We start from the raw sequence: 14813 nt of genomic DNA, 5'->3' as shown, positions 1-14813 counted from the left end.
ACCGCAGCCAGGACGGCTTCTCCGGCGGCGCCCAGGTCGGCTACAACTACCAGTTCACCCCGGGCTCGGGCGTGGTCGTCGGCATCGAGGCCGACGCCCAGTACCTCGACTTCGGCCGCAATCGAAACAACGCCTTCATCAGCGGCGCCGTGGCCCCGGGCTACTACGTCACCGACCCGCGCGGCCTGTCGAGCCTGGACTACTTCGGCACCGTGCGCGGCCGCCTCGGCTACGCCTTCGACCGCACCCTGGTGTACGGCACCGGCGGCTTCGCCTACGGCTCGGGCAGCGCCGACCGCTCCTTCGGCGGCTACGCCGGCAACGACAGCTTCCGCACCGGCTACGCCGTCGGCGGTGGCGTCGAGTTCGCCCTCCCCACCGAGTCGTTCCTAAACTTCTTCCGCTCGTCGGCCGTGACGTTCAAGATCGAAGGCCTGTACGTCAACCTCGACCGCGGCAACCGCAACCAGGGCGCCCTGGTCGTCAACGCCGCCAACCTTGTCCCGGTGGCCTACAGCGCCATCGGTCGCCGCGACGACGAGTTCGCCGTCGTCCGCGCCGGCCTGAACTACAAGTTCGGCTCGTACTAAGATCGGATCGCGCTGCTCCCGGCCTCAACGTCGGGAGATGCGGCCGGCGGGCGAGAGGTGTTGGTCCTCCTCATCGCTCGCCGCCGCGGAAGGTGCCGACAACTCGTCGGCCTCCGGATCCCCAGCCTGATCAATCTGGCCGTGAGGTCGACAACACCCTGGGAGCACCCGCTCCTGGGGTGTTTTTTCGTGTCGGGATCCGATCCGGTCGCGGGTCATTATGACATCATCGCACCTCGCCCGACGGTCATGGCGAGTTGGATCCCTAATACCGATCCTCATTGATCAGAACCTATGAGCCCAGGTGCGCAGTCCGATGGAGATGATGCGCCAGGGTCGGTCGATGAGGGTGTTCCAGGCGTGGCAGCAGTGGTCGAGGATGTCGGCGTAGGATTTGAAGACGCGGTTGCCGAGCCATTTATCGCGCATGAACTGCCAGAGGTTCTCCACGGGGTTAAGTTCGGGGGAGCGAGCCGGCAGGGGCAATAGGGTGATGTTGGCGAGCACGATGAGTTTCTTGGTTGTGTGCCAGCCCGCCTGATCGAGCAGCAGTACGGCGTGCGCACCGGGGGCGACTACCTGGGCGATCTCTTCGAGATGCAAGGCCATCGCCTCGGTGGTGCAGCGGGGCATGATGAGGCCAGCCCCTTTGCCAAGGGCGGGGCAGATCGCACCGAAGATGTAGGCGGAGGCGGTGCGCTGGTCCTTCGGCGCCGCAGGGCGCGTGCCGCGTTTGGCCCAGCGGCGGGTGATCGTGTTCTTCTGGCCGACCCGAGCCTCGTCGGCGAACCAGATCTCTATCGGCTTGCCGCCGATGGCCTGCGCGATCTCCGCCATGCGGGCGGGGAGGGCTTTTTAAAAGCGGGGATGGCGTCCGGGTCCTGGGCGTGATGGCGCGGGCGGGCGGAGAGCTTGCGGTAGCCCAGGGCTCGCAGGACCCGGCTCAGCGTCTGCTCGGACACCGACACGCCGTGATCCTCGAACAGGATCTGGGCGAGATCGACCAGCCGCCAGCGCACCACCCCGTGGGCGGCCGGCATCGGCCCCTGCTCGATCAACGCGCGCAGCGCCTCCCGCTGCTCGACGTTCAAGCGCGGGCGGGCCCCAGGCGCCTTGCCGCCGATCAGCCCGTCCGGACCGTGCGCGTTGAACGCCACGACCCAGTCCCGCACCGTCTGAAGCCCAACCCCGCCGAGAGCGGCAGCGGCCGAGCGCGAGCCGCCCGCATAGATCGCCGACAAAGCCAGCAGGCGCCGTGTTTGGGCGGGATCACGCGCGCACCTGGCCAAGGTGCGCAGACCGTAAGCGTCAAAGTCTGACCGCAGCGGCACCGGAGCAGCCATGACATCCTCCTCGGGCTCCAGTCCCGAAGATAGAATCACCCCTCAGCCGCTGATGCTACCCCGTGAGTCCTGCTCAACGAGGGTTGGTATAACACCTTGAGCATCAGCCGCTGATCGGTCCGGTGTCATCGGCTGATGCGATCAGGTCAGCCGATGGGGCCTCCAAAGCTCTGATCGAGCTCGGCCGTTTGTGTCTTGCGTCGATCCGATATGAATGAGGGGCCTCTGAAATGGAGGCATCCCGATGTCGGACGAGAACCAGACCCCCAACCCCATCCCCGGCCGTCCCGGATGGACACCCCCCGCCCGGAAGTCCCGCAAGGGCATGTCGAAGCGGCAGAAGCACAGCCTCGACGCCCATGCCGAGACCGAGGCCGAGCGCCGGAAGAACCGCCTGGCGACCGGTACGCCCAAACGGGACGATGTCGGCAGGGCGGTGCTGCACGCCGTACTGAGAGTCCTGGACCGGCACCCGGATCTGGCTGGGCCGCAGGAGATACGGCGCTACACGATCCGTTTGCTCGGGCAGGCGCTCTTCAACAAGGAAGAGGCCGACCGAGTGATCGCCGACATGATCGTCCGAGCCGACCACGACTTTGAAGAGTGGATCTACGGCCGGACATTCCGGGCCTGGCGTGATGGTGGATGCCAAGGTCCACGCCCCGAACGGACAGACGACCCTAAAGGCAAGATCCAGTCGATCCCGCGTCGGCCTAACGGCACGCTGCCCTGGACGAACACAACCCCTCGCCCGCCGAGTTCGAAGCGCCGGAGCACGTCATCGGATGACCTCGGCTGAGCGGTCATCGGCTGGGTGCTACTAACGGGAGGCCGAGGCGGATCCTTGGTCCGTCTGGAGGGTCAGCCTACCGCCCAGAGCAATGGGAGCGCACCGGCCAGGAACAGGGCCGAGGACAGGAGCACGGCAAGGCGCTCGCGGTGATAGAGGGCGAAGGCGTGAGGTCGGGCGAACATGATGTGAGCCGGATCGGATGGGAGCGCCACGCTCGCCCGTGAACCTTGACCGATCAGGGGCATTCCGCGCCGTCCACAGGCAGTCGTCGAGCAGCGTCGCATCCGAGCCACAGGCGGTTGGATGTGCTGGTGCGCACGCCCCGGTGATCGGATCGGGCGTACCGATTTCCTCAAGGCCGCCGACGCCCCCTCGGGCGGCCCGACCCAGCGGCGCAGTGACCTTCACGGTTGCTGCGCCGTTGTCGTTTCTAGCTCTGCGATGGGTGTGTGGAAGCCGTGTCACTGGATATCTATCGCGTGGATGCTATGACCAAGCGGTTCTAAAGAGGATTTCCCTGTAACTGCTTTGAGAGTAGCTGTGCGCAAATTCCAGCGCACACAGACTGTCTACGATCGTGCTCGACGAGAAGCTCCTGGGCGATATCTATGAGGCCGCCCATATTCCTGAGGCATGGCCCGCACTGCTCGATCGCCTATCGCAATTGACGGGGGCTTGGGGCGGCATGCTGTTCACCGCTACGCCTGAAGCGACGCGATGGACAGCCTCAGAAGCCACGACCGCATTCTTCGACGCGTTCCTCGCCGCCGGCTGGATGGCCAAGAACCCGTTGGTTGAGAGGGGAGTGCGGCGCGACCATGCTGGATTTCTGACCGATCTCGATCTCTTCACGCACGAGGAGCTCGACCAAGAGCCCATGTATGCGGATATGCGACGCCTCGGAGGCGGCTGGCATCTCGGCACGGCCATAGCGGTGCCGAACGGCGATACACTCGTCGTCAACATCGAGCGCCAACATGGGCAGGGGGCCTTCTCTCGTGCGCAAGCCGAGCAGCTCGACTACTACCGGCCTCATCTTGCTCGCGCTGCGCTTCTGGCCGCGCGCTACAGCCAACTCCGGTTTGAAGCGACAGTCAGTGATCTTGAAGCTCTCGGCCTAGCCGCGGCGGCCTTGTCATTTCAGGGTAAGGTCCTGGCGGCCAACAACTTGTTCGCGCAGCGCATCCCAGCGCTGTTTCAGGACCGCCCTTACGGCCTGGTTGTGAACCACGGCCCCGCAGATAGTGGCCTGCGCGCCGCTCTTGAGGGCGCCCGCAAGTCGCCTGCTACAATGCAGGGTGCCTCGATACCGATCCCGGCAGGCGTCAATCATGGGCAAGCGGCGATCCTGCATCTCGTGCCCGTGCTCGGAAATGCCCGGGATATCTTCGCCCGCACGGCCTGCCTCGCCGTGGTCACATCTCTCGACACAGATCGCGTTCCGGACGTGCGGCTCGTCCAAGGCCTTTTCGATCTGACGCCAGCGGAAGCTCGCATCGCCCGCGATGTCGCAAGAGGGCTGAACGTCCCGACGCTGGCCGCACAGACGGGCGTGTCAGCCAACACAGTGCGTTCGCAACTCAAGGCGGTGTTCGCCAAGACGGGTACAGGACGGCAATCGGAACTGGCCGCGCTGCTGAACGGCATCGTGGTTTTGCCGGGCAAGGACTGATCGAACGGTAGAACGGCATCGAGCGCTGGAATGCTGCTGGGTACTACGATCCGTTAACTACCGCACGCCACCATCCCCCTAGCGATCGGCTCCGGCCGCGCGCTGTAAGAGCAGCACCGCGAACCGACGCCCCTCAGCTTCGGTGCGGCCTCGCCGGCGCAATCGCGCTGGATGCTGATGTTGTTGCCGCCAAGCTTGAGCGCAGCTAGAGCCCCTGCCTGTGATCCAGAGCAGGTGCCGATGGGCGAAGACATGACCGCCCTGCTCCTTGCCATCGCGCGCGAGAATGCTGACCTGCGCCAGCAGCTCGCGACCGCCCAGGACATGCTGATGGAAACGGCCATCGATGCCGGGGACCTGCACGCCCTGATCGAAGCGGTTCAGGCTGAGCGCGATGCGTGGCGGGAGGATGCCCTCAGTGTCCGTAGGTGGCCCGGAGCTATGCCTCAGTCCGAGTCAGGCAGAGTGGGATCGGGCGACCTTGCAGGATGGCGATGACCATCTGAACGTAGACCGAGCACATCCATAACTCGGTCCCGAGCGCCGACGTCAGAGATCGGCATTCCTTTCTCAAGCCCGGTAATTGTCTCGGGATCGACCCGAGCGAGCGTCGATAGGGTCTCGACCGAGTAGGCGCCACGTATGCGGGCGGCATGGATCTGCGAACCTAAAGCAGCGTCCAGTGATGCGGGCTTTTGATGTATGTCGCTCATGAGCCAGCGATACGAGCCGGCCAGGGCTAAAGTTTCGCCTTCGAGATGTTCTGAAGGGGGCTATTCCATCCCCGGAGGCCGAGGGCGTGGCACGCCAAGCTCGGTGAGGCCGAGGAACATGGCGAGCTGCGTCACTGCCGCGAAGGAAGACGTGCAGCTTCTACCGTTCTCGATAGCTGCGATCACCTCGGGTGTGAGACGGGTCAATCGGGCAGCATTATCCAAGGACAGACCGAGGCGGCCTCGTGCGGGGCCGGCATGCGCCGCAAGGTTGCGCAGCACGACGTGCCTCTGTTCCTCGACCTCATCCATGAGAATTGTCCGGTCATACGAGGACCTGCGGTCCTCACACGCCCCTTACGATTGTAGTCGCACCCACTCAACACCCAGAGTTGCGCTGCTGCCCCGCGCGTCTAGGAACTTGTAAAAAGGGATGAACCACGAGCGACGCTGGGAACCTGCATGCGCTGATCGAGGCGGTTCAAGTCGAACGGGATGCCCGGCGGGAGGAGGCCGAGGGGCTACAGATGCGCGCTGTGCAGATCGCCTGCTAGCCCCGTGCCCTCACGCCGTGCTGCTGCAGCATCGTGAAGAACTTGGACGGGTCGTAGAGTTTGCGCGCTTCGAGCAGCGAGATCGGCCGCCCGCCCGGGGCCTCGCCCGCCGGCATACCGCCGCCCTTGGCCCCCTGCGCCTGCTTCTGCCCGCCGCCCGCAATGGATTTCAGGGCCGAGGCGACACCATCATAGGGGCCGGGCTGCGGCGCGGTCTGCGGAACCGGATCCGAGGCGAATCCGGTTGCGTCAGGAGCGACCGCGAGGGGCTGGCCGGACAGGGACGCGACGCCCGAGGCCGGCGACATCTGGCCCGGCACCGCCGAGCCCTGCGCCTGGATTCCGCCCAGGCCGAAGCCGCCGCGCTGCGCCGTCGAGCCCATTGAGGCGCCCCGAGGGGAAGCGGTGGCCGGCAGGGCCTGTCCGCCTGCAAAGCTGTTCGCGTAGGCCTGCGTCGTTGCCAGCCGCGCGGCGTTCTCGCCACCGGGCCGATTGTAGCCCGCGAATTTCCAGGCGTCCGCCATCAGGGCGTTGGCCTCCTGCGGGCTCTGCGCATTCTGCAGCGCCCGGATCAACGCCGGGTTCTCGGCCAGGGTGAACTGCGCCTGCGCCACCACCGGGTCGGACGCGCCGGCCGTGAAATCCTTCATGGCTTTGAGCCGATCGGCTCGCCACGACAGGATCCCGCCCGACTGTCCCGCCTGGCCGCTCTCGCTCGGGTCCGACCAGCTTCCCGTGATGTTCGAGGGCGAATAGCGACTCTCGTGCTGCGCGTAGGCCGCGACCGCGCCGAGGCCGTTGGGATTGGTCAGGCCGCCGCTCTGCAGGGTGCTGATGAACCGGCCGCGGATGTCGCCCGGGTCCATCGTCGCCGCCTCGGCACTGTTCGGGCCGAGCATGGACAGGAGCCCCGCACCGGCCGCCTGCGCGCCAGGCTGAACCACGGGCGTCGGCGCCCCGGTCGGCGGGGTCTGGGGCTGGTAGCCGGTGAAGCCCGGGGGCACAGCCGGCGGCACATCCTGAGGCATGGCAGCGGGCGCCGGGGCCTGTGCCTGGGCGAGCTGTTGCTGTTGCAAAAGCTGCTGCAGAGCCGGGCTCAGCGGGTTCTGATCGTCGCCCGCGGCGAAGGATGGCAGAGAGCCGAAGCCAATCGTCATGCGAAATGCCCCAAGGCTGCGAAATCCGGCCCGCTGGCGGGCGCGGCGGGAATGCGGGTGCGGTGGGTGGGGTTTCAGGCCAGCGCTAGCCCTGGGCCAATTCCGCGAAGGCTGACGGCTATCGACAGAATGGCGGGGCGGGGCCATCTTCATGGGATGCGCCGTTGGGCTGAGCCTCTGACCGTCGTCATCGTGTTCGCCGTCGTCATGACGGCGATTGGGTGGGTGATCCGTGGCGGCGTGGATTGGTCGTACCCGTGGGTGATTGACCATATTGGTCGTGCCGGGTTCTGGGCCATTTTCTTGCCAATCTGGTTGGCCGCGGGTGTCTATGCGTGGCGCGCTCATCGTCCGAAGGCCGGTAAGGCCGCCGGGAAGTAGGGCCGGGTTCGGTCCGCCTGGGACATGAGCGCCGCCTGCGTCCCACGCGACGCGAGATCCCCGAGCGCCGCTGCCTGCTGCTGAGTGCGCCCGCGAGCCTCCAGGGCCGCCAGTAGCATGTTCAGCTGCTCGCCCTGGGTCATGGTCACCGCGTCGGCGAGTTGCCGGTTGCGGGCGAGGTCAGCGGCCTGTCCGGCGGCGTTGATCCCGGCCTTGCCGGCGCGGGCGACTTGGGCGAGGGCATAGCCTTTCGGCCCACCCATCAGACCGGCCATGGTGCCGCCGAGGTCGTCGCCGAGCGCGGTGCGAGGCGCGATGGCATCAGCCGCCCGTGTCCGCTGCGCCGTCTGCGAACCCTCGACGATCCGGCGGTTCGCGTCCGCGAAGGCGCGCTCCCGGGCGACTGCATCGACGACACGCTGGGTCGGTGCCTCACCGTGCAGCATGCCCATTTTAGCGGTGTTGAACCCGCCTTCGCCCTGCAAGGTGCTAGACAGAGCCGTGAGGTCGTTCGCGTTCGTGCCGAGGATCCGGCCGATATCGGCACGGTTCCGGCGCGCGAAGGCCGCCGACCATGTCGTAGAATTTGCGGATGCCCGCGCCGACCACGGAGCCGGCGACAGGGGCGACGGCACCAAATGCAGCGCCTGCTCCAGCACCTTTACCTATCGCGTCGAGGTCACCGTCACTGCGAACGGCCGAGTCCGCCGCGCCGACCCCCGCCCCCGTAAACATCGAGGCTGCGATCCGGGCAGGAAGTGCCGCCGTCCCCGCCCCGAACGCTGCCGGCGCCGCCGCGATGGCGGGCGCGGTGCCGACAACACCACCGGCGATTTCGCCGCCGGTCCTCGCGACGGTGTTCGAGTACAAGCGACGCGGCCGGTTCGAGCCCGCGTCCGGCTACCTGCTTCCGAACCGACCGTTAGACCTGCACGGTTGGCTGTCCGGCCGCCTACAAGGGCTGGATTGGCTCAGGGTCGACGGCGTGGAGGAGCGGGCCCCGGACACACCGGAGGCCGACGGGGTAGTCCTCGACAGCCCCGCTGATATGGCCGCCGCATGGCCGGCGCGGTGGGCCACGACGGCTGCCGCCCGCGATTGGCGCGCCCGAAATGGCAGCATCGAGCTCCAGACCGACGCGATCCGCTTTCGCTACCAGCGGGAAGGTCGGAACCAAAAGTGGCGGACGGGTTCCTACGATCCGGCGAGAGTGCCAGACCTGAGAGCATGGCTGGAAAACCGCCTTGGGCCTTTGGCCGGCTTCGAGCTTCCGGATGCCCCGCGGCCCGACGCTCCGGCCAAAGCAAGTAGGGCCGCTGCTGACACGGTACGTTCGCCCGTCTGTCGTCCCGCCCTGCGCCAGCCAGCAGGCACCGTCACAGCGCTGTCTCGCGCGCCGAGGCGGCCGCGCGGGCCGCACTTCCGTGCGCCGCTCTCGCCCACAGCCGCGACCTTCTTCTGACGGATCCGAGGAGGAATCCCCATGCCCCATAAGCCCGACCCCGACCGCATGCCCCATCCCGGCTGCACGTCGGCCGAGCGCCGCGCCCTCGATCGGGTCGGCTGTGGCGAGCCTCCGGGCTGCTCGCCGAAGACCCTGCGCCGTCTGCTCGACGATGGTCTGCTGATCGACCAGGGCGGGGAAGTCCGGCGCGATGCCCTCGGGACCTACGCGGTGCCGTCCTACGCGATGCCGCTGGCGGTCCACTACCAATGGTGTTCGGCCGTCGCCTTCACCGACGAGGAGATGGAAGCATTCGAGGCCGAGTTGGAAGGGCTGCAGTGACTGCCTCGCGCGCACGAGCCCAATGGAGGCAACCTTGGCGAGGTGGCTGAGCGGCCGCTCGGACGAAATGCGGTGGCAGGACATTTGCCACCCTTCGGAGCCGATCAGCCGAGGTTCAAGCCATGCACTACGTCACTCATGGGCGATCCGAGGAAACCGCTCCGACTGTCTTGCTGTCGGCCGGGCTTGGCGGCTTGGGCTCATACTGGAAGCCTCAACTTGACGCTCTCGGCGCACGGTACCGTGTCGTGGTCTACGATCACCGCGGAACTGGCGCGAACTGGGAAGAGCTGCCTTCCGAATATACGATAGCCAATATGGCTGATGATGTGCTCGACGTCCTCAATCGAGCAGGCGTGCGACGCTGCCACTTCGTCGGTCACGCGCTCGGCGGTCTGGTCGGCATCGAACTCGCCCTGCATGCAGCGGGTCGTCTGTCGAGCTTGGTCCTCGTCAATGCTTGGGCGACGGTCGACACCCACACCCGGCGTTGCTTCGAGATCCGTACCGCCTTGCTGGAACACGGAGGGGCCGAAGCTTACCTCCGGGCCCAGCCCATTTTCCTGTACCCCGCCCCGTGGCTTTCGAGGCACGCAGAGCGCATGACACAAGAGGAGGCTGAAGGTGTCCGGCATTTCCAGGGGCGTCACAATCTGCATGCCCGCCTCGGAGCACTCCTCGCGTTCGATGCCGAGGCGCGACTGGGCGATATACAAGTGCCGACGCTGATCGCGGCGGCCCGCGACGATGTGCTGGTTCCGTACACGCGCTCGGAGGAGCTCGCTCGCGCCATCCCAACTTCGCGCTTAGCCCTCGCTGATGAAGGCGGGCACGCCCATTCAGCCACGGAGACCGACCGTTTCAACGCCGATCTCATCGGCTTCTTCAGCGAGGCGACCCATGCCCGCCAACCTCATTGAGGCTGCCGCAGAGCTGGGTGATTCCGCGGCCATGGAGGCGCGGATCCCGTCAGCGCTGAGCGGCGCCTGGCGCTCATCCGCAAGGCTTGGACTGGGCTGTTTGGATAGCGTTCATAACGACCCCTCGCGTGCAGGCGCCCGCGCGTAGGAGATTATGGAATCGAGACGGTGCAGCAAGCCCGATGACGTCCGGCGAGCAACGCAACATCCCACTACAGGACGCGCAGACCTCGGGCCGAAACCTCTGTGGGCACACCGCAACGCTTAGAGCGGCTTGTTTGCGCTTGCCGCTTCACAGGAGCCTTGATCTCGCTCCTCGTTTGCCGAGTTTGCTGTCGCCGACTTGCGGTCCAGGCGTAATTCATCGCCACCGTGAGTAGCATGGCGTTCTGAGTGATCCTGGCGTTCAAGCGGAACGCCTCACCGGCCAACCGCCCCATTTCGTCGTAGAGCATTCTGGTCTCCGATCTGGGCTACGGCGCCCGAGTCCCCCCGAACTCCAATCCGCTCAGGCGACGGCGTATGTGAACGGCCGATTCTGCGGCTCGACCGCCGTCCGGTCTCCGAGGACACTGCGGGCAGAAGCGATAATCTGGATGGTCTGCCTGCGGTCACAGGCGGTCCGCGCCATGATCTCTAGATCGCGCAGATATGAGATCAGCAGCTCGCGCGGAATTTCACCTGTGTTAAGGGCATCGTCGACGTTGGATGACACGTTGCGCTCAAGCTCAGACCAAAAATCCGTCGGTATTTGCGGCTGATTGCTCATTGATGCCCCCCGATCTGAACGTGCCAGATATTTTTGGGCACCTACAGCTTGAACGCCTCATCTAATGTTGGGTTTGGATCATTTTGATGGACGGCCTTACTGCCCGCGATCGCTCCACCTTCAACGCGGGTATCGAGGCGGCCCGCCAGATGGCGCTCACCGCGGCAGTGACGCTGGAGGTGCGAGACGACGCCCGCCAGGTCCGCCAGCAGGCCGCGGTCGCGGCGCTTCAGGGCCTCGCGGCTGGGCTCCACGCGGCGTTCATCGCCCCGCTGGCCGAGACCGGCCCCATGCACCGCGTCATGGCAGCGATCGCGGCGGATCCGGCCGGTAGCGGCGCCGTCGAGTGCCTGGACTGCAAGGGCTGGCTGGCCTGGGCCCGGGACAGCAGCAACGGCCATCTGCACGCGCAATGCGAGACCGAAGGCTGCCTGAAGTTGATGCAGTGAGCCCTCGTCCTGCAGAAGCACTCCCGCTGCCAAGATGGCAACGTCTGCCCTCCGCGGGAAGCCGCAGCAGTGTCCATCCTCGCAAGACCCACGCTCTTCGTCAGGATGAGCCGTACCAAAGAAGGCGCGCCCCGACTGCTGACCGGCGTCGAACGCGCTACTTCACCAAAATCATTGAACCGGCGGAGCCCAAAGTGTCCTCATCCCTCGAGAACGTCCTGCTCGAAGAGCTGCGCGACCTGACCGTCCGGGTGGACATCCTGCAGAGGACGCTGGGGACCGCGATCTCTCTAATGAGCGAGAAGCAGCGCGAGACCATCATCGAAGCGCTCGCCCAGGGCTTGAAAGTGACCGGCAGCGAGGATCCGCGCGGCATTACCGGCCCGGCCGTGAAGGAACTGATGGATTACGCGCTATTGCCCTCCTACGCGGCGGAGGGGCGGTCCAAGGACGCCTGAAGCCCCCCGTTGGACATGAAAACGGCGGGGCTCGCACCCCGCCGCCGATCGTCTCGCTTGTGCCGGCGGCTATTGAGACCGCGGCTTGGCTCAGGGCCTCAGAGGCCCATCAGTACACCGGCCGAGCCGGCGATCGTCATGGCGATGCCGCCCACGAAGGCGCCGATCATCGCGTAGGAGAAGCCCTTCAGGACCATATCGTGCACTCCTTTCATCAAGCGGCGGACCCTCAGCAGGGCCCGGTGAATTCATCTGCAATGAAGATGCCGGATCGGCCCGACGCGTGCGGTGCGATGAGTCACGCTGCATCGCGGAACCAATCTGTGGAGGTTCAGCGATGACCCCTATCGAGGCTGCTGCAGACGCCCTGCTGCGCATCGTTGTCACGGGCGAGCGCGAGCGGAGCGCCGCCGCCAATCCCGACTGGCAGAGAGGCCAGCCCTGGATCGACACCCTGGCGCCGACATCGACCGACGCCCTCGACGTGTCAGGGCTTGTCACGGACCCGATCGGCACCGCCTGCCGGGCCGAGCTGCGCCGAATCGGTCACGCCCTGCACGCCGCCAACCCGGGCGAGGATATGGCTGCACTCAGCATCGAGATCGCCGAGATGGATCCGACGCACGCCGGCTGGCGAGCGATCGTGCTGGAGATGGCGTGGGGCGGGATTGGCGGGCCGACGTCTTAAGCGTGCCAGCTACTCGCTGAGATCAGTAGCCGCCGTAGAACCGGCGCGGGCCGTCGTAGCCCCCATAGTAGCCGCGGGGGCCGCGATCGTAGCCACCGCCATATCCGTAGCCCGGGCCACCGCCGTAGTAGCCGCGGGGGCCGCCATAGCCCCAACCGCGATCGTTGGGACGGCAACGACCCCACGGGTTCGGGTGAAAGCCTGGGCCGCAGCCGCCAGCCACGTGTTCGACCAGAGCTTCGCCGGCAGGTGGGTTGTAGCTGAACGGAGTCGCGTTCGCTGCCGTGACTGTGCCAAGGCCAACCGCGATCACCGCTACCACCCCGAGCGTCTTCGTGCGCACCATGTCATGACCCTCTGAAACCATCGGATCGGACTTGCCGGACCGGATGTGGCCAGGATGTGACCGGCGCCCTGAACCGGTTCTGGTCGGCTCGTTCATCAATCTGCCGGCGCCCAGATGTGCGTCGATTCGATCGGGACGGTTCTCCAGGACACGCAAAACGGCGGGGTTCGCACCCCGCCGCTTATAGATCGATGATCCTCGCTCGACGCGGATCAATCCTCGTCGTCATCCTCGCGACGGAGGCGTTCCTCGCGGCGAAGCAGATCGCGCCGCCCGTCGCGGAACTCCTCACGACGGTCCTCGCGGCGGATATCATCTCGGTCACGCTCCCGCGGTGAGCGCGGGTCGACCCGCACCCCGCCCGGTCCGATGTCGATGCTCTGCGCCGTAGCCGGCATACTCGGGATGGCGAGCAGGCCGGCTGCAATCAGCGAGCTAGCGAATAAGTGCTTCATGGAGCGCTTCTCCCGGAGGTAGAAGCCTTCATCGGCGGCTCGTCAGGCTGAAGAGGGCGAAGCCCGCCAATGCCGCCAAGCCCAAGGCGAGGGGCTGATTGGCTTGAACGAAGTCAGCTGTCCGTTCTCCGGCTTGTCGCAGATCGTTGCCCAGAGGCGAGCCCGTCAGGATGCGTTCGGCCCGGTCGCGGTTCTCTTCCCGGGTGTTGATCGAGACCTCGAACGCATCGCCGTGCCGGTCGATATTGATGCTGTTACGGGCGAACCCCGCCCGGGCTAGGCGATCGCGCGCTGATCGAGCTGCCCTCAGGGATGGGAGCGTGACCGAAGCTAACGTACTGTCCGACATCATTTCCTCCGAAAGGCGGATCGAAACTTCGTCGGAGTCGATCTCGTTCCTCGTGACGCTAACCACTTCGTGGCCATTGAGGTCCGGCACGACGCCATCCGTGTCCAGCACCGAGCCGCGGTCGCCGAGCTCCAGGCGCTGGCCGAGGGCGCCCCGGACCTGATGTTGTAGGACGAGCAGGGGACTGGTTGAGCCTTGCCCTACCGCCCGAGCCTCCGTAGCATCCGCTGGTGGAGGCGCTGAGTCTCCCGCCACTCGGCATTGGCAGCCTTCACCATGTCGCGCAGAGCCAAGTAGTTCGTCCGCATCTTCTGCTTCATGGCGATATGCGCCGCAGAGCGCCGCCCATGGGTCAGAGGCGCCTTCCTCGCACGCTCACGCCCCTCAGGCGTTCTCGGCCCCGTGCTGGCCCCGCCGTGCATCCGGCAGCGCCCATTCGGCATGGCCGGGCACCTGCAGGATCCACCCGCTCGGGTCTTTGCCCCGCAACGCGCCGCCTCCTGCGCTTCACGAAGAGCGGCCCGCCAAACGGGTTCATGGGGTGCTTCGACCAAATCGGACTTCACCCCCGGCCCCTCTTCCGACGCGGCACACCCCCTCCCCCTACCTGCTGCTGGCCACCGATCACGGCCTGACCGCCGTCCCCGACGTAGTTGTGCTGCACCACGACCGTCTGCTGACCGCCCGCCCGCACCCGCTGCAGCGTCTGCATCCCGGCCTGGAAGGAGCCATTCATCCGGGCCCCCGCACCCGCCATCCGAGCTGCCTCGACGCACGCCGCCTGCTTGGCCGTACCCATCGTCCGGTCTGCGATGTCGAGCTGCTGGACCATTACGGCCGCCGCCTTCATCGCCAGGACGTGGGTGGTGGCTATCTGGTGGGCGAGCATCCGCTCCAGGACATCGCCGGCCTGGATCGTATCGGCGGTGTCCAGCGCCAGCTCGAGCGAGCCCGCATTCTTGTCCAGATCAAGCCGATCCCGGCTGGCATCGGCCGCCACGGCATCGGGGTTCACCAGCGTGTCGAGGATGGCGGGCAAGGTCCTGGTGGCGAAGTCCTCGGACGGCAAGAGCTCGCCGCCGACGGACCGCACCGGAGCCTCGATCGGGGCTCGCACGGTAGCCTCTTGCCGGTCGGCATAGCCCGACTGTCCTCCGCGCTCCTCGACGCGGCAGCGTGATGCGCCGAGCAGGGTATCGCCTGCGCGTGCCCGTTGCTGTGTCATGCCCGCTCCCGTCAGCCGAAGCATCATCTACCTTGGCGTGTGATATAGCACTCGGGAAGGTAAGACCCTACGGTAATTGCAAATCGGAAACCAATTTCTTGTCCATTGATGCTGTGGCACCTTGCCATTACGCAACGACCGGCGCAGGGACAGATGACTTTGCAC

The 14813-nt window shown here is 66.3% G+C and carries 19 protein-coding genes; 10 read left to right on the top strand and 9 right to left on the bottom strand.

What is annotated here, in order from left to right:
• A partial coding sequence (locus tag BM228_RS31590; protein ID WP_092047041.1) for an outer membrane protein occupies window positions 1–590 on the top strand: 590 nt, incomplete at its 5' end.
• Window positions 591–875: 285 nt separating this feature from the next.
• Here BM228_RS31590 and BM228_RS31585 read toward each other — a convergent pair.
• Window positions 876–1933, bottom strand: a protein-coding gene (locus BM228_RS31585; protein WP_425285028.1) for an IS630 family transposase whose coding sequence is annotated in 2 segments (ribosomal slippage) — window positions 876–1429 and window positions 1429–1933 — 1059 coding nt in all. Because the reading frame shifts where the segments join, the coding sequence is not laid out codon by codon here.
• A 244-nt stretch (window positions 1934–2177) separates the two neighbouring features.
• On the opposite strand from BM228_RS31585, the gene BM228_RS31580 reads away from it, so the two are divergent.
• The 3 genes from BM228_RS31580 (at window position 2178) to BM228_RS31570 (ending at window position 4896) form a co-directional block, all read left to right on the top strand.
• Entirely contained in the window at window positions 2178–2732 is a 555-nt protein-coding gene (locus BM228_RS31580; protein WP_139234307.1) for a hypothetical protein, read from the top strand.
• 571 nt (window positions 2733–3303) lie between these two features.
• On the top strand, window positions 3304–4398 hold the full coding sequence (locus tag BM228_RS31575; RefSeq protein ID WP_244537417.1) for a helix-turn-helix transcriptional regulator: 1095 nt from the start codon (window positions 3304–3306) through the stop codon (window positions 4396–4398).
• Between the two features lie 240 nt (window positions 4399–4638).
• Window positions 4639–4896, top strand: a complete 258-nt coding sequence (locus tag BM228_RS31570) for a hypothetical protein (protein WP_092047030.1) — start codon at window positions 4639–4641, stop codon at window positions 4894–4896.
• A 275-nt stretch (window positions 4897–5171) separates the two neighbouring features.
• Here the strand turns inward: BM228_RS31570 and BM228_RS31565 are convergent, their stop codons facing one another.
• The 3 genes from BM228_RS31565 to BM228_RS31555 all read right to left on the bottom strand — a co-directional run bounded on the left by BM228_RS31565 (window position 5172) and on the right by BM228_RS31555 (window position 7649).
• Complete coding sequence (locus tag BM228_RS31565; RefSeq protein WP_092047013.1) at window positions 5172–5423, bottom strand: helix-turn-helix domain-containing protein; 252 nt, start codon at window positions 5421–5423, stop codon at window positions 5172–5174.
• Between the two features lie 238 nt (window positions 5424–5661).
• A complete protein-coding gene (locus tag BM228_RS31560; RefSeq protein WP_092047010.1) occupies window positions 5662–6822 on the bottom strand; it encodes a hypothetical protein in 1161 nt (386 codons plus the stop codon).
• Between the two features lie 344 nt (window positions 6823–7166).
• The gene (locus tag BM228_RS31555) at window positions 7167–7649 is read right to left on the bottom strand and encodes a hypothetical protein (RefSeq protein WP_139234306.1); all 483 of its coding nucleotides are present in this window, start codon (window positions 7647–7649) and stop codon (window positions 7167–7169) included.
• 353 nt (window positions 7650–8002) lie between these two features.
• On the opposite strand from BM228_RS31555, the gene BM228_RS34325 reads away from it, so the two are divergent.
• From BM228_RS34325 to rutD, 3 genes are all read left to right on the top strand, one after another.
• Window positions 8003–8665: a hypothetical protein gene (locus BM228_RS34325; RefSeq protein WP_139234305.1), complete on the top strand. Its 663-nt coding sequence runs from the start codon at window positions 8003–8005 to the stop codon at window positions 8663–8665.
• Window positions 8666–8686: 21 nt separating this feature from the next.
• Window positions 8687–8989 (top strand): hypothetical protein, encoded by a 303-nt coding sequence (locus BM228_RS31550; protein ID WP_092047004.1) that lies wholly within the window; start codon window positions 8687–8689, stop codon window positions 8987–8989.
• A 122-nt stretch (window positions 8990–9111) separates the two neighbouring features.
• Window positions 9112–9909: a pyrimidine utilization protein D gene (gene rutD, locus BM228_RS31545; protein WP_092047002.1), complete on the top strand. Its 798-nt coding sequence runs from the start codon at window positions 9112–9114 to the stop codon at window positions 9907–9909.
• Window positions 9910–10417: 508 nt separating this feature from the next.
• On the opposite strand, the gene BM228_RS31535 is transcribed toward rutD, so the two are convergent.
• Window positions 10418–10678 (bottom strand): hypothetical protein, encoded by a 261-nt coding sequence (locus BM228_RS31535; RefSeq protein ID WP_092046996.1) that lies wholly within the window; start codon window positions 10676–10678, stop codon window positions 10418–10420.
• A gap of 86 nt (window positions 10679–10764) precedes the next feature.
• Here BM228_RS31535 and BM228_RS31530 point away from each other — a divergent pair, with 86 nt between their 5' ends.
• From BM228_RS31530 to BM228_RS31520, 3 genes are all read left to right on the top strand, one after another.
• On the top strand, window positions 10765–11127 hold the full coding sequence (locus BM228_RS31530; RefSeq protein ID WP_092046993.1) for a hypothetical protein: 363 nt from the start codon (window positions 10765–10767) through the stop codon (window positions 11125–11127).
• Between the two features lie 194 nt (window positions 11128–11321).
• Window positions 11322–11585, top strand: coding sequence for a hypothetical protein (locus BM228_RS31525; RefSeq protein ID WP_092046990.1), 264 nt, complete (start codon window positions 11322–11324; stop codon window positions 11583–11585).
• Window positions 11586–11922: 337 nt separating this feature from the next.
• Complete coding sequence (locus tag BM228_RS31520; RefSeq protein ID WP_092046987.1) at window positions 11923–12273, top strand: hypothetical protein; 351 nt, start codon at window positions 11923–11925, stop codon at window positions 12271–12273.
• A gap of 22 nt (window positions 12274–12295) precedes the next feature.
• Here the strand turns inward: BM228_RS31520 and BM228_RS31515 are convergent, their stop codons facing one another.
• The 4 genes from BM228_RS31515 to BM228_RS31495 form a co-directional block, all read right to left on the bottom strand.
• Window positions 12296–12619, bottom strand: a complete 324-nt coding sequence (locus BM228_RS31515; RefSeq protein WP_092046984.1) for a GCG_CRPN prefix-to-repeats domain-containing protein — start codon at window positions 12617–12619, stop codon at window positions 12296–12298.
• Between the two features lie 212 nt (window positions 12620–12831).
• On the bottom strand, window positions 12832–13074 hold the full coding sequence (locus BM228_RS31510) for a hypothetical protein (protein ID WP_092046981.1): 243 nt from the start codon (window positions 13072–13074) through the stop codon (window positions 12832–12834).
• A 28-nt stretch (window positions 13075–13102) separates the two neighbouring features.
• Entirely contained in the window at window positions 13103–13534 is a 432-nt protein-coding gene (locus BM228_RS31505) for a hypothetical protein (RefSeq protein ID WP_342030195.1), read from the bottom strand.
• Between the two features lie 451 nt (window positions 13535–13985).
• The gene (locus BM228_RS31495; protein WP_092047044.1) at window positions 13986–14648 is read right to left on the bottom strand and encodes a hypothetical protein; all 663 of its coding nucleotides are present in this window, start codon (window positions 14646–14648) and stop codon (window positions 13986–13988) included.
• Between the last annotated feature and the right edge of the window lie 165 nt (window positions 14649–14813).

Source organism: Methylobacterium pseudosasicola (assembly GCF_900114535.1).
Taxonomy (GTDB): domain Bacteria; phylum Pseudomonadota; class Alphaproteobacteria; order Rhizobiales; family Beijerinckiaceae; genus Methylobacterium; species Methylobacterium pseudosasicola.
The sequence above is the reverse complement of the archived record's forward strand: the minus strand, read 5'-3'. Positions and strand labels throughout refer to the sequence as shown.